This is a genomic window from Streptomyces sp. NPDC048185, from assembly GCF_043202495.1.
Lineage (GTDB): Bacteria > Actinomycetota > Actinomycetes > Streptomycetales > Streptomycetaceae > Streptomyces.
Genome location: NZ_JBIDAN010000001.1, coordinates 797,079 through 810,750, shown reverse-complemented (window position 1 = coordinate 810,750; position 13,672 = coordinate 797,079). Strand labels below are relative to the sequence as shown.

Sequence of the window (13,672 nt, the reverse complement as noted above, 5' to 3'; positions counted from 1 at the left end):
GCCCGTGGGACCATGGAGGCTACGTAACGATCCGACCCGAGACCGCAGACACTGCGGACGCCTCAAGAATCAGGACCCTGCGTGCCCGCGATCCCTAGCCATGTGCCCGAGCCGAGCCGTACCGACCCGGCTCTGATCCGCAATTTCTGCATCATCGCGCACATCGACCACGGCAAGTCCACGCTCGCCGACCGGATGCTCCAGCTGACCGGTGTGGTCGAGCAGCGGCAGATGCGCGCCCAGTACCTCGACCGCATGGACATCGAGCGCGAGCGCGGCATCACGATCAAGTCCCAGGCGGTGCGGTTGCCGTGGGCCCCCACCCACGACAAGAGCGACACGCACATCCTCAACATGATCGACACCCCCGGGCACGTCGACTTCACCTACGAGGTCTCGCGGTCGCTCGCCGCGTGCGAAGGCACGATCCTCCTCGTCGACGCCGCCCAGGGCATCGAGGCGCAGACCCTCGCCAACCTGTACCTGGCGATGGAGAACGACCTCACGATCATCCCCGTGCTGAACAAGATCGACCTGCCGGCCGCGCAGCCCGAGAAGTTCGCCGAGGAGCTCGCCAACCTGGTCGGCTGCGACCCCGACGACGTGCTCAAGGTCTCCGCGAAGACCGGTCTCGGCGTCGACGCGCTGCTGGACAAGGTCGTCGCCGAGATCCCCGCCCCGGTCGGCGTCAAGGACGCCCCCGCCCGTGCGATGATCTTCGACTCGGTCTACGACTCCTACCGCGGCGTCGTGACGTACGTCCGTGTCATCGACGGCCAGCTCAACAAGCGCGAGCGCATCCGGATGATGTCCACCGGCGCCACGCACGAGCTGCTGGAGATCGGCACCAACTCGCCGGAGATGCTCTCCGCCGACGGTCTCGGCGTCGGCGAGGTGGGGTACCTGATCACCGGCGTGAAGGACGTCCGCCAGTCCAAGGTCGGCGACACCGTCACCACCCAGCACAAGGGCGCCGAGGAGGCGCTCGGCGGTTACAAGGACCCGCGGCCGATGGTCTTCTCCGGCCTGTATCCGCTGGACGGCTCGGACTACCCCCTGCTGCGCGAGGCCCTCGACAAGCTCCAGCTCAACGACGCCGCCCTCGTCTACGAGCCGGAGACCTCCGCCGCCCTCGGTTTCGGCTTCCGCGTCGGCTTCCTCGGCCTGCTCCACCTCGACGTGATCCGCGAGCGGCTGGAGCGCGAGTTCGGGCTCGACCTGATCGCCACCGCCCCCAACGTGGTCTACCGCGTGGTCATGGAGGACGGCACCGAGCACACCGTCACCAACCCGAGCGAGTTCCCCGAGGGCAAGATCAACGAGGTGTACGAGCCGGTCGTGCGCGCCACGATCCTCGCGCCGACCGAGTTCATCGGGGCGATCATGGAGCTGTGCCAGACGCGGCGCGGCACCCTGCTCGGCATGGACTACCTCTCCGAGGACCGCGTCGAGATCCGCTACACCCTCCCGCTCGCGGAGATCGTCTTCGACTTCTTCGACCAGCTGAAGTCCAAGACCCGCGGGTACGCGTCGCTGGACTACGAGCCCACCGGCGAGCAGACCTCCAGCCTGGTCAAGGTCGACATCCTGCTGCACGGCGACAAGGTGGACGCCTTCTCGGCGATCACGCACAAGGACGCGGCGTACGCGTACGGCGTGCGGCTCGTCGCCAAGCTGCGCGAGCTGATCCCGCGGCAGGCCTTCGAGGTGCCCATCCAGGCCGCCATCGGCTCCCGGGTCATCGCCCGCGAGACCATCCGCGCCATCCGCAAGGACGTCCTCGCCAAGTGCTACGGCGGTGACATCTCCCGCAAGCGGAAGCTGCTGGAGAAGCAGAAGGAAGGAAAGAAGCGGATGAAGATGGTGGGTTCCGTGGAGGTTCCGCAGGAAGCCTTCATCGCCGTCCTCTCCAGCGATGACAGCGCGGGGTCGGCCAAGCCCAAGAAGTAACCGCGCCACTTCCCGTGACAACGGGCAAAACAGACACGAAGGGGCTCGCCGTGCGAAAGTGCGGCGGGCCCCTTCGCATGTCACGGGCGGGCCTTTGTGTGAAGTGACAGGGCGCGGAGTCTTACGCGGGGGCCGGTCGCCCTTTACTCTGATGCCTGCCCCATAGTTACTCGCGAGTTAAACAACGGCCGGAAACGGTCGTGCGAGCACCCCGAACACCGCCCGAGAGTGAATCCAGCCGCACCTGAGCCAGCCGCACCGTCGCGGGCCCGGAGGATGTCGTGAGCGACACACAGACACTGATCGAGAACCGTCCGCCCTCCGTGGCGGGACTCTTCCTGGAGCGTGTGGCGGCCACGCCGGACGCCGAGGCCTACCGCTACCCGGTCCCACCGGCCTCCGGCGAGGGCCCGGACGACTGGAAGTCGCTCACCTGGACACAGGCCGCCGAGCGGGTCTACGCGATCGCGGCCGGACTGATCGAGCTCGGCGTGCAGCCCGAGCAGCGCGTGGCGCTGGCCTCCTCCACGCGGCTGGAGTGGATCCTCGCCGACCTCGGCATCATGTGCGCCGGCGCCGCGACGACCACCGTCTACCCGCAGACCAACGCGGAGGAGTCGGCGTACATCCTGTCCGACTCGGAGAGCCGGGTGCTGGTCGCGGAGGACGCCGCCCAGCTCGCCAAGGCCAGGGAGAAACGGGCCGAGCTGCCCGACCTCACCCACGTGGTGGTGATCGACCCGGCCGGCGCGGACACCGGCGAGGACTGGGTCCTCACCCTCGAGGAACTGGAGCGCCGGGGCGCGGCCCGTCTGGAGAAGGACCCGCAGCTCATCAAGGAGCGGGTCGGCGCGCTCACCAAGGACCAGCTCGCCACCCTCATCTACACCTCCGGCACCACCGGCCGGCCCAAGGGCGTCCGCCTCCCGCACGACAACTGGTCGTACATGGCGAAGGCGATCGCCGCGACCGGCCTGGTCACCAAGGACGACGTGCAGTACCTGTGGCTGCCGCTCGCGCACGTCTTCGGCAAGGTCCTCACCTCCGGCCAGATCGAGGCCGGTCACGTCACCGCCGTCGACGGCCGCGTCGACAAGATCATCGAAAACCTGCCGGTCGTCCAGCCGACCTACATGGCGGCCGTCCCGCGCATCTTCGAGAAGGTCTACAACGGCGTCGCCGCCAAGGCCCGCGCGGGCGGCGGGGCGAAGTACAAGATCTTCCAGTGGGCCGCCGGCATCGCCCGGGAGTACGCCAAGGTCACCCAGGACAACTTCAAGCGCACCGGCACCGCGAGCGCCCCCACCGGCCTGCGCACCAAGCACGCCGTCGCCGACCGGCTCGTCTACGCCAAGATCCGCGAGGCCTTCGGCGGCCGGCTGCGGGCCTGCGTCTCCGGCTCGGCCGCCCTCGCGCCCGAGATCGGCTACTTCTTCGCCGGTGCCGGCATCCACATCCTGGAGGGCTACGGCCTCACCGAGTCCTCCGCCGCCTCCTTCGTGAACCCCGGCGAGGCCTACCGCACCGGCACGGTCGGCAAGCCGCTGCCCGGCACCGAGGTGCGCATCGCCGACGACGGCGAGGTCCTGCTGCGCGGCCCCGGCATCATGGAGGGCTACCACAAGCTGCCCGAGAAGACCGCCGAGGTGCTGGAGTCCGACGGCTGGTTCCACACCGGCGACATCGGCGAGCTCTCGCCCGACGGCTACCTGCGCATCACCGACCGCAAGAAGGACCTGATCAAGACGTCCGGCGGCAAGTACATCGCGCCCGCCGAGGTCGAGGGACAGTTCAAGGCGGTGTGCCCGTACGTCTCCAACATCCTGGTGCACGGCGCCGACCGGAACTTCTGCACGGCCCTCATCGCCCTCGACGAGGCCGCGATCACGGAGTGGGCGAAGGAGAACGGCCTGGAGGGCAAGCCGTACGCGGACATCGTCGCGGCACCGGGGACGGTCGAGATGGTCGACGGCTACGTCAAGCAGCTCAACGAGGGTCTCCAGCGCTGGCAGACCATCAAGAAGTTCCGCCTGCTGCCCCGCGACCTCGACGTGGAGCACGGCGAGATCACCCCGAGCCTGAAACTGAAGCGGCCGGTGGTGGAGCGCGAGTACAAGCACCTGATCGAGGAGATGTACGAGGGCTCGCGCGAGGCGTAGTGCCCGGACGGCACGGTGCTCACGGCCGGATGTTCGAACCTGTCCGTCTTCCGGCCGTGTTCGGGCATTCGCGTAGCACGGTTATCACCCATGGCGGCTCACTTCGGTAACTCCACGCGTCCGAGCGGGTCCGGTCTGTCACTCTGTCGGCAACGACTGCGAAGTATTCGCACGAACTGCCCAGGGAGCCGTCCATGGGGGCCATTCCGACGCAACGGGAGACCGTCTCCTGTGCCGGCGGGGCGTCCGCGCCCGCCGGCGAGGTGTCCGCCCGGGAGTGCGCGCGGGCGCACGTGACCCTGCTCGGCAGTTCCCTCGCGCCGGGCGCCGCCCGTGCGACGGTGCGGGCCGCGCTCGCCGACTGGGCCGCGCCCGGCCTGCCCGGGGCGCAGCACCTGACCGGCCACCTCGTCGCCGACGCGCTGGTGGTCGTCAGCGAGCTGGTCACCAACGCCGTCGTGCACGCCGGGACCGACGTCGAGGTGGTCTGCCGGCTGGAGGAGACGGGCGCGCTCGTCGTCGAGGTCACCGACCACCACCCCGCCCGTACGCCGAGGGGCGGCGACCGGGAGACACCGGACGAGACCCCCGAGTACGGGCGCGGCCTCGGTCTCGTCGCCGCGCTCTCGGAGGCCTGGGGCATCACCTACCGGCCGGGCACCAAGACGGTGTGGGCCCGGCTGACCGCGGCGAGCGGCGAGGCCGCCGAACGGGGCGAGGCGCACGCCGGAGAGCGGGGCCCGCGACGCGGTGCGCGATCAGCCGCCGGCGCGGAGCCCCCGGCGAGCCCCGGCGACCCCGCGGGCACCGTGTGCGCGGCCGACGGCGCGGACGGGCCGGAGAGGCCGCGCTGGCCGGACTGGGGGGACGGCACGGCCGGGCCCGGACGGCGCGGCGTCCACGACCGGGAGTGGCTGGGCCGCGGCGCCCTGTCCTTCCTCGCCGAGGCCTCCGACCTGCTGGCCGGACAGCTGGACGAGGACCTGGTCGCCTCCCTCACCGGACAGCTGATCGTGCCCCGCCTCGCCGACTGGTGCGCCGTGTGGCTCGACGACGAGTCCCTGGGCCGGGGAGCCTGGGGCGACGACGGCGGAGCGGCCGTCGGAGCGCGGCTGGCCCGCGTCTGGCACAGCAGCGAGAGCCGCGTCGACGACCTGTGGCTCGCCCTGGAGAAGGACCCTCCCCGCGCCCGCGACCCGTGGCGGTCCGGACCCGTCGCCCATCCCTGGCCGGGCGACGCCCTCGGCCCGCACGCCGCGCACGGCGCCGCGCTCGCCTACCGCCTGGTCGCCGGCGGCCGGCCGCTGGGCACCCTGGTCATCGGGCGGGCCGGCACCGCCCGCTTCCCCGACGAGATCAGCGGCCTGGTCGAGGACCTCAGCCGCCGGGTGGCGCTCGCCATCGGCGCCGCCCGCCAGTACGCCCGCCAGGCCACCATCAGCGCCGTCCTCCAGCGCGGCCTGCTCCCCGGCGCCGTCGCCGAGATCCCGGGAGTGCGCAGCGCCCTCGTCTACGAACCGTGCGACAAGGGCGGACCCAGCGGCGACTTCTACGACCTCTTCCCGGCCGGCGACGGCCGCTGGTGCTTCACCGTCGGCGACGTCCAGGGCAAGGGCCCCGAGGCCGCCGTCGTCATCGGGCTCGCCCGGCCCTGGCTGCGGCTGCTGGCCCGCGAGGGGTACGGCGTCCCCGACGTCCTCGACCGCCTCAACCAGCTGCTCCTCGACGACGCCACCGAGGCCGCGGACGCCGCCGCCCGCGCCCTCATCGCCGCCGGCGGCCGTCCGGTTGCCCCGGGCGACGGACCGCAGACCCGCTTCCTGTCCCTCCTGTACGGCGAACTCGTCCCGGTCGGCGACGGCGTCGTCCGCTGCACCCTCGCCTCCGCCGGCCACCCGCTGCCGCTGCTGCTCTCGCCCGACGGCTCCGTCCGTACGGTCGCCGAGCCGGGAACCCTCCTCGGCGTCCTGGAGGACGCGACGTACACCAGCGAGACCTTCGAGCTGCGCTCCGGCGAGACCCTGCTGTGCGTCACGGACGGCGTCACCGAGCGGCGCAGCGGCTCCCGCCAGTTCGACGACGGCGACGGCCTCGCGGCGGCGCTCGCCGGGTGCGCGGGGCTGGACGCCGGGCTGGTCGCCGAGCGCATCCGGCGGCTGGTGCACGAGTTCGGCGCCCGTCCCCCGGAGGACGACCTGGCACTGCTGGTGCTCCAGGCGGAGTAACCGCGGCGGTACGGGACAATGGAACGCATGCCCTCCGCACTCCCCGACGGCGAGCCCGTCCCCGCCGACGGTGCCCTGCCCGCGTCCGCGCTCGCCGGGGCCGCCGACCGCCCCCTCGGCTTCTACCTGCACGTCCCGTACTGCGCGACCCGCTGCGGCTACTGCGACTTCAACACCTACACCGCGACCGAGCTGCGCGGCACCGGCGGCGTCCTCGCCTCCCGCGACAACTACGCCGAGACCCTCGTCGACGAGGTCCGCCTGGCCCGCAAGGTGCTCGGCGACGACCCCCGCGAGGTCCGCACGGTCTTCGTCGGCGGCGGCACGCCCACCCTGCTGGCCGCCGGTGACCTGGTGCGGATGCTGGGCGCGATCCGCGACGAGTTCGGCCTGGCACCGGACGCGGAGGTGACGACCGAGGCCAATCCGGAGTCGGTCGACCCGGCCTACCTCGCCACCCTGCGCGAGGGAGGCTTCAACCGGATCTCCTTCGGCATGCAGAGCGCGAAGCAGCACGTCCTGCAGATCCTCGACCGCACCCACACCCCCGGCCGCCCCGAGGCGTGCGTCGCCGAGGCCCGCGCGGCCGGCTTCGACCACGTCAACCTCGACCTGATCTACGGCACCCCGGGCGAGTCCGACGACGACTGGCGGGCCTCGCTGGACGCGGCGCTCGGCGCCGGACCCGACCACGTCTCGGCGTACGCGCTGATCGTCGAGGAGGGCACGCAGCTCGCCCGGCGCATCCGGCGCGGCGAGGTCCCGATGACCGACGACGACGTGCACGCCGACCGGTACCTGATCGCCGAGGAGACGCTGTCCGCGGCCGGCTTCGACTGGTACGAGGTGTCGAACTGGGCGACCTCCGACGCGGGGCGGTGCCTGCACAACGAGCTGTACTGGCGGGGGGCCGACTGGTGGGGGGCCGGCCCGGGGGCGCACTCGCACGTGGGCGGGGTGCGGTGGTGGAATGTGAAGCACCCGGGGGCGTACGCGGCCGCCCTCGCCGGGGGCCGCTCGCCCGGCGCGGGCCGGGAACTGCTGTCGGACGAGGACCGGCGCGTCGAGCGGATCCTGCTGGAGCTGCGGCTGCGGGAGGGCGTACCGCTGTCCCTGCTGCGCCCGGCGGGCCTGGAGGCGTCCCGGCGGGCCCTGTCCGAGGGGCTGCTGGACCGGGCCCCGTACGACGACGGCCGCGCGGTTCTCACCTTGCGCGGACGGCTGCTTGCGGACGCGGTGGTGCGGGACCTGGTGGACTGACCCTGGTTCCCTCTCGCCCCCGCCGCCCCTTCCCGTCCCGACCCGGGGGCGCCGCCCCCGGACCCCCGCTCCTCAAGCGCCGGAGGGGCTGAGATCAGCCCGTCCGGCGCTTACGGTTCTCAGGCCGTCACGAAGTCGATCAGTTCTTCCACGCGGCCCAGCAGTTCCGGCTGGAGGTCCTTGTAGGACCGCACCCGGCCCAGGATGTGCTGCCAGGCGGCACCCGTGTTCTCCGGCCAGCCCAGCGCGCGGCACACCCCCGTCTTCCAGTCCTGGCCGCGCGGCACCCGCGGCCAGGAGGCGATGCCCAGGGAGGACGGCTTCACCGCCTCCCAGATGTCGATGTACGGGTGCCCCACGACCAGCGCGTGCTCGCTCGTCACCGCCTCCGCGATCCGCCACTCCTTCGACCCCGGCACGAGGTGGTCCACCAGGACACCCAGCCGCGCGTCCGCGCCCGGCGCGAAGTCGGCGACGACGGACGGGAGGTCGTCGACCCCCTCCAGGTACTCGACGACGACGCCCTCGACGCGCAGGTCGTCGCCCCAGACCTTCTCGACCAGTTCGGCGTCGTGCCGCCCCTCGACGTAGATGCGCCCGGCCCGCGCCACCCGCGCGCGGGCGCCGGGGACGGCCACCGAGCCCGATGCGGTGCGGGTGGGCCGTACCGGGCCCGCGGCGGGCCTGACCAGGGTCACCACCCGCCCCTCCAGCAGGAAGCCGCGCGGCTCCATCGGGAACACCCGGTGCTTGCCGAAGCGGTCCTCCAGCGTCACCGTGCCCGCCTCGCAGCGGATCACCGCGCCGCAGAAGCCGGTGCCGGGCTCCTCGACCACCAGACCGGGGTCGGCCGGCACCTCGGGCACCGGCTGCGGCTTCTTCCACGGCGGGGTCAGGTCGGCGGAGTACTGGCGCATTCTGCCGACGATACGAGGAACGCGCCGACCGTGATCAGCGCGACACGCCGAAGCGGGCGGCCAGCGCGTCTCGTTGGGCCCGCACGAACGCCGCGTCCACCACCGCGCCGTGACCGGGAACGTACCGCGCGTCCTCGCCGCCCAGGTCGAGCAGCCGGTCCAGCGCGGCCGGCCAGTGCGACGGCACGGCGTCGGGGCCAGCCTGGGGCTCGCCGGACTCCTCGACCAGGTCGCCGCAGAACACGGTCTCCGGGTCGCCCGGTACCAGGACCGCGAGGTCGTGACCGGTGTGGCCGGGGCCCACGTTGGCCAGCAGCACCTGAAGGCCGCCGCCCAGGTCGAGCGTCCACTCGCCGCACACCTCGTGGCGCACCGCGACGAGGGCGTCCACGGCCTCCTCCGCGAGCCGGGCGTCCAGGCCCTCGGCCACCGCGTCCGCCCGCAGCGCCTCCCGGCCGTCCGTCAGGAGCGCGGCCGTGCCCACCGCCCCGAACACCTCCGCGCCCGCGAACGCCGGAGCGCCGAGGACGTGGTCGAAGTGCGGGTGGGTCAGAGCGAGATGTGTCACACGCTGTCCCGCGAGCTCCTGGGCCGCCACGCGCAACCGCGCGCCCTCGGCGAGGCTCGACCCGGCGTCGACCAACAGTGCCGCGTCCCCGCCGACGACCAGCCCCGCCGTGCAGTCCCACACCGGCAGGCGGCACCGCCCCACCCCGGCCGCCAGCCGCTCCCACCCCAGGTCTTCCCAAGTCACCGTCACAACGGCGACGCTAGCGCCGGGACGGTCCCCCGGCACGACGGCGGCGCCCCGGCCTTGCCGGGGGCGTACCCCACGGCCGTACACTGGGCCGGGGAAGTCTGGCACTCGTACACGGTGAGTGCCAGGGAGAACACCGGGCGGACGGCTTCTGGAGGTGTGCGCGATGCTCAGTGAACGCAGGCTGAAGGTGCTGCGCGCGATCGTCCAGGACTACGTCGGCACCGAGGAGCCCGTCGGCTCCAAGGCCCTCACCGAGCGGCACAACCTCGGCGTCTCGCCGGCCACCGTGCGCAACGACATGGCGGCCCTGGAGGACGAGGGCTTCATCGCCCAGCCGCACACCAGCGCGGGGCGGATCCCGACCGACAAGGGCTACCGGCTCTTCGTCGACAAGCTGGCCGGCGTCAAGCCGATGACCGCGCCCGAGCGGCGCGCCATCCAGAACTTCCTGGAGGGCGCCGTCGACCTCGACGACGTGGTGGCCCGCACGGTGCGGCTGCTCGCGCAGCTGACCCGGCAGGTCGCCGTCGTGCAGTACCCCTCGCTGACCCGCTCGACCGTGCGGCACGTGGAGTTGCTCTCCCTGGCGCCCGCGCGCCTGATGCTCGTGCTGATCACGGACACCGGGCGGGTCGAGCAGCGCATGGTCGACTGCCCGGCGCCCTTCGGGGAGTCGTCCCTCGCGGATCTGCGCGCGCGGCTCAACAGCCGGGTCGCCGGCCGCCGGTTCTCGGACGTCCCGAGCCTGGTCGAGGATCTGCCGGAGGCGTTCGAGGCCGAGGACCGCGGTACGGTCTCCACCGTGCTCTCCACCCTGCTGGAGACACTGGTCGAGGAGAACGAGGAGCGGCTGATGATCGGCGGCACCGCCAATCTCACCCGCTTCGGGCACGACTTCCCCCTCATGATCCGGCCCGTCCTGGAGGCCCTCGAGGAGCAGGTCGTGCTCCTCAAGCTGCTCGGCGAGGCGAAGGATCCGGGCGTGACCGTCCGTATCGGTCATGAGAACGCCCACGAAGGACTCAACTCCACGTCCGTCGTGTCGGTGGGCTACGGTTCGGGCGGCGAGGCGGTTGCCAAGCTCGGCGTGGTCGGACCGACCCGCATGGACTACCCGGGAACGATGGGAGCGGTACGCGCAGTGGCACGGTACGTCGGACAGATCCTGGCGGAGTCGTAGGTGGCCACGGACTACTACGCCGTACTCGGCGTACGCCGCGACGCGTCCCAGGACGAGATCAAGAAGGCGTTCCGGAGGCTCGCCCGCGAGCTGCACCCGGACGTCAACCCCGATCCGAAGACCCAGGAGCGGTTCAAGGAGATCAACGCCGCCTACGAGGTGCTGTCGGACCCGCAGAAGAAGCAGGTCTACGACCTCGGCGGCGACCCGCTGTCCCAGGCCGGCGGCGGTGGCGCGGGCGGCTTCGGCGCGGGTGGCTTCGGGAACTTCTCGGACATCATGGACGCGTTCTTCGGCACGGCGTCGCAGCGCGGTCCGCGCTCGCGCACCCGCCGGGGCCAGGACGCGATGATCCGCATCGAGGTCGAGCTGGACGAGGCGGCCTTCGGCACGACCAAGGACATCCAGGTCGACACGGCGGTCGTCTGCAACACCTGCAACGGCGAGGGCGCGGCCCCCGGCACCACGGCCCAGACGTGCGACATGTGCCGTGGCCGCGGTGAGGTGTCGCAGGTCACCCGGTCCTTCCTGGGCCAGGTCATGACCTCCCGGCCCTGCCCCCAGTGCCAGGGCTTCGGCACCGTCGTCCCGACCCCGTGCCCCGAGTGCGCGGGCGACGGCCGGGTCCGCTCCCGGCGCACGCTGACCGTGAAGATCCCGGCCGGTGTGGACAACGGCACGCGGATCCAGCTCGCGGGCGAGGGCGAGGTCGGCCCCGGCGGCGGCCCCGCCGGCGACCTGTACGTCGAGATCCACGAGCTGCCGCACTCGACCTTCCAGCGCCGCGGTGACGACCTGCACTGCACGGTCACCATCCCGATGACGGCGGCGGCCCTCGGCACGAAGGTGCCGCTGGAGACCCTGGACGGCATGGAGGAGGTCGACATCCGCCCGGGCACCCAGTCGGGTCAGTCGATCCCGCTGCACGGGCGCGGCGTCACGCATCTGCGCGGCGGCGGCCGGGGCGACCTCATCGTCCACGTCGAGGTCACGACCCCGACCAAGCTCGACCCCGAGCAGGAACGCGTCCTGCGCGAGCTGGCCAAGCTCCGCGGCGAGGAACGGCCCCAGGGCCAGTTCCAGCCGGGTCAGCAGGGGCTCTTCTCCCGCCTGAAGGACGCCTTCAACGGGCGCTGACTAGTTGGGCGGGGTCGAGTGGTCCTCTGCCGGGGGGCCGGGGGTCGTCCCCCGGGTGGACACAGTCAGCCGGGTCAGCAGGGGCTGTTCTCCCGCCTGAAGGACGCCTTCAACGGGCGCTGACCGACGTTTCGGTGAGCGTCGGCACGGGCCGTCGGCACGGGCTTCGTGGCGCCAGTGCTCCTGGCCTGTGCAGACGGAAGCCCGGATTCGGACTTGTGCGGAGGACGTGACAACATGCGCTCATGTCCTCCGCACTGACCGATCTTTTCCCCTACCCGATCGTGCAGGCGCCCATGGCGGGCGGCGTCTCCGTGCCGCAGCTGGCCGCCGCGGTCGGCGAGGCGGGAGGGCTGGGATTCCTGGCCGCCGGGTACAAGACCGCGGACGGGATGTACCAGGAGATCAAGCAGGTGCGGGGGCTGACCTCCCGCCCGTTCGGCGTCAACCTCTTCATGCCGCAGCCGGAGACGGCCGACCCCTCGGCCGTCGGCGTCTACGCCCACCAGCTGGCCGGCGAGGCCGCCTGGTACGAGACCGAGCTCGGCGATCCCGACTGCGGCCGGGACGACGGCTACGACACCAAGCTCGCGGTGCTGCTGGACAACCCGGTGCCCGTCGTGTCGTTCCACTTCGGCGTGCCGAGCCGCGAGGTCGTCGACTCGCTCCACCGCGTCGGCACGTTCACCCTGGTCACGGCGACCACCGCGGACGAGGCCCGGGCCGTCGAGCAGTCCGGCGCCGACGCGGTGATCGCGCAGGGCGTCGAGGCCGGCGGGCACCAGGGCACCCACCGCGACAACCCGGAGACCGGCGGCGCCGGCATCGGGCTGCTGTCGCTGGTCGCCCAGGTCCGGGAGGCGGTGAGCCTGCCCGTCGTCGCCGCCGGCGGCATCATGCGCGGCGCCCAGATCGCCGCGGTGCTGGCGGCCGGCGCGAGCGCGGCCCAGCTGGGCACCGCGTTCCTCGCCACCCCCGAGTCCGGTGCGCACGCCCTGCACAAGCAGGCGCTGACCAACCCGCTGTTCGTCCGCACCGAACTGACCCGCGCCTTCTCCGGCCGGCCCGCCCGCGGCCTGGTCAACCGCTTCCTGCGCGAGCACGGCCCGTACGCCCCCGCCGCCTACCCGGAGGTGCATCACCTCACCTCGCCGCTGCGCAAGGCCGCGGCGAAGGCGGGTGACGCGCAGGGCATGGCGCTGTGGGCGGGGCAGGGCCACCGGCTGGCCCGGGAGCTGCCCGCGGGACAGCTGGTGGAGGTGCTGGCCGCCGAGATCGCGTCCGCGGGGACGGCGTTGTCGCAGTACGTGACGGGAGGTACGGGCCGATGACGGCTCCGGTGTTCGTGGTCGACTCGCTCGGCCCTGGGGACCTGCCCGGCGGTGAGCACGTCCTCGACGGTCCCGAGGGACGGCACGCCGTCTCCGTGAAGCGGCTGCGGCCCGGCGAGGACGTCGTCCTCACCGACGGGCGCGGACGGTGGGCCGAGGGTGTGGTGAAGGCCGCCGAGGGCAAGGACCGCCTGGTCGTGACCGGCCTGGACAGCGTCCACGAGGAGCCGCCGGGGCAGCCCAGGATCACCGTCGTCCAGGCGCTGCCCAAGGGCGACCGCGGAGAGCTGGCCGTCGAGACGATGACCGAGGTCGGGGTCGACGGGATCGTGCCGTGGGCGGCGTCCCGCTGCATCACCCAGTGGAAGGGCGACCGCGGTCTCAAGGCGCTCGGCAAGTGGCGGGCGACGGCCCGGGAGGCCGGCAAGCAGTCCCGCCGGGTCCGCTTCCCCGACGTCGCGGACGCGGCGACGAGCAAGCAGGTTGCCTCACTTCTGGCCGACGCGGCCTTCGCCGCCGTGCTCCACGAGAGCGGCGACGAGCCGCTGGCCGCCGCCGAACTCCCCACCTCGGGCGACATCGTGCTGGTCGTCGGCCCCGAAGGGGGCGTGTCCCCGGAGGAGTTGGAGCTGTTCGCGCAGGCGGGCGCCAAGCCGTACCGTCTGGGCCGCAGCGTCCTGCGCACCTCCACCGCGGGCACCGCCGCCACCGCCGTCCTCCTGGCCCGTACCGGCCGCTGGTCCTGACGGCCCG

The 13,672-nt window shown here is 72.6% G+C and carries 10 protein-coding genes; 8 read left to right on the top strand and 2 right to left on the bottom strand.

The window, feature by feature from the left end; genetic code table 11:
- Positions 1 to 81 precede the first annotated feature (81 nt).
- From lepA to hemW, 4 genes are all read left to right on the top strand, one after another.
- The gene (lepA, locus tag ACGF3H_RS03650) at positions 82 to 1,950 is read left to right on the top strand and encodes a translation elongation factor 4 (RefSeq protein WP_362488758.1); all 1,869 of its coding nucleotides are present in this window, start codon (positions 82 to 84) and stop codon (positions 1,948 to 1,950) included.
- A gap of 281 nt (positions 1,951 to 2,231) precedes the next feature.
- Complete coding sequence (locus ACGF3H_RS03645) at positions 2,232 to 4,109, top strand: AMP-dependent synthetase/ligase (protein WP_362488756.1); 1,878 nt, start codon at positions 2,232 to 2,234, stop codon at positions 4,107 to 4,109.
- A 194-nt stretch (positions 4,110 to 4,303) separates the two neighbouring features.
- Positions 4,304 to 6,334 carry a SpoIIE family protein phosphatase gene (locus ACGF3H_RS03640; protein WP_362488754.1) on the top strand — a complete coding sequence of 677 codons (2,031 nt, stop codon included), beginning with the start codon at positions 4,304 to 4,306 and terminating at the stop codon, positions 6,332 to 6,334.
- A 27-nt stretch (positions 6,335 to 6,361) separates the two neighbouring features.
- Complete coding sequence (gene hemW, locus ACGF3H_RS03635) at positions 6,362 to 7,594, top strand: radical SAM family heme chaperone HemW (protein WP_362488751.1); 1,233 nt, start codon at positions 6,362 to 6,364, stop codon at positions 7,592 to 7,594.
- 119 nt (positions 7,595 to 7,713) lie between these two features.
- Here hemW and ACGF3H_RS03630 read toward each other — a convergent pair whose 3' ends face one another.
- On the bottom strand, positions 7,714 to 8,511 hold the full coding sequence (locus ACGF3H_RS03630) for a DUF3097 domain-containing protein (protein ID WP_362488749.1): 798 nt from the start codon (positions 8,509 to 8,511) through the stop codon (positions 7,714 to 7,716).
- A gap of 34 nt (positions 8,512 to 8,545) precedes the next feature.
- Entirely contained in the window at positions 8,546 to 9,271 is a 726-nt protein-coding gene (locus ACGF3H_RS03625; RefSeq protein WP_362488747.1) for an MBL fold metallo-hydrolase, read from the bottom strand.
- A 163-nt stretch (positions 9,272 to 9,434) separates the two neighbouring features.
- On the opposite strand from ACGF3H_RS03625, the gene hrcA reads away from it, so the two are divergent.
- The 4 genes from hrcA to ACGF3H_RS03605 all read left to right on the top strand — a co-directional run bounded on the left by hrcA (position 9,435) and on the right by ACGF3H_RS03605 (position 13,665).
- A complete protein-coding gene (hrcA, locus tag ACGF3H_RS03620; RefSeq protein WP_362488745.1) occupies positions 9,435 to 10,451 on the top strand; it encodes a heat-inducible transcriptional repressor HrcA in 1,017 nt (338 codons plus the stop codon).
- Positions 10,452 to 11,588, top strand: a complete 1,137-nt coding sequence (gene dnaJ, locus ACGF3H_RS03615; RefSeq protein ID WP_351017751.1) for a molecular chaperone DnaJ — start codon at positions 10,452 to 10,454, stop codon at positions 11,586 to 11,588.
- A gap of 245 nt (positions 11,589 to 11,833) precedes the next feature.
- On the top strand, positions 11,834 to 12,919 hold the full coding sequence (locus tag ACGF3H_RS03610; RefSeq protein ID WP_362488743.1) for a nitronate monooxygenase: 1,086 nt from the start codon (positions 11,834 to 11,836) through the stop codon (positions 12,917 to 12,919).
- Complete coding sequence (locus ACGF3H_RS03605; protein WP_362488741.1) at positions 12,916 to 13,665, top strand: 16S rRNA (uracil(1498)-N(3))-methyltransferase; 750 nt, start codon at positions 12,916 to 12,918, stop codon at positions 13,663 to 13,665. The genes ACGF3H_RS03610 and ACGF3H_RS03605 overlap by 4 nt, the downstream gene beginning before the upstream one ends.
- Positions 13,666 to 13,672: the final 7 nt, after the last annotated feature.

Bases quoted from the DNA above. Each gene is read 5' to 3' on its own strand.
- ACGF3H_RS03640 (WP_362488754.1), top strand. From the start codon at position 4,304: ATGGGGGCCATTCCGACGCAACGGGAGACCGTCTCCTGTGCCGGCGGG.
- hemW (WP_362488751.1), top strand. From the start codon at position 6,362: ATGCCCTCCGCACTCCCCGACGGCGAGCCCGTCCCCGCCGACGGTGCC.
- ACGF3H_RS03630 (WP_362488749.1), bottom strand. From the start codon at position 8,511: ATGCGCCAGTACTCCGCCGACCTGACCCCGCCGTGGAAGAAGCCGCAG.
- hrcA (WP_362488745.1), top strand. From the start codon at position 9,435: ATGCTCAGTGAACGCAGGCTGAAGGTGCTGCGCGCGATCGTCCAGGAC.
- ACGF3H_RS03610 (WP_362488743.1), top strand. From the start codon at position 11,834: ATGTCCTCCGCACTGACCGATCTTTTCCCCTACCCGATCGTGCAGGCG.
- ACGF3H_RS03605 (WP_362488741.1), top strand. From the start codon at position 12,916: ATGACGGCTCCGGTGTTCGTGGTCGACTCGCTCGGCCCTGGGGACCTG.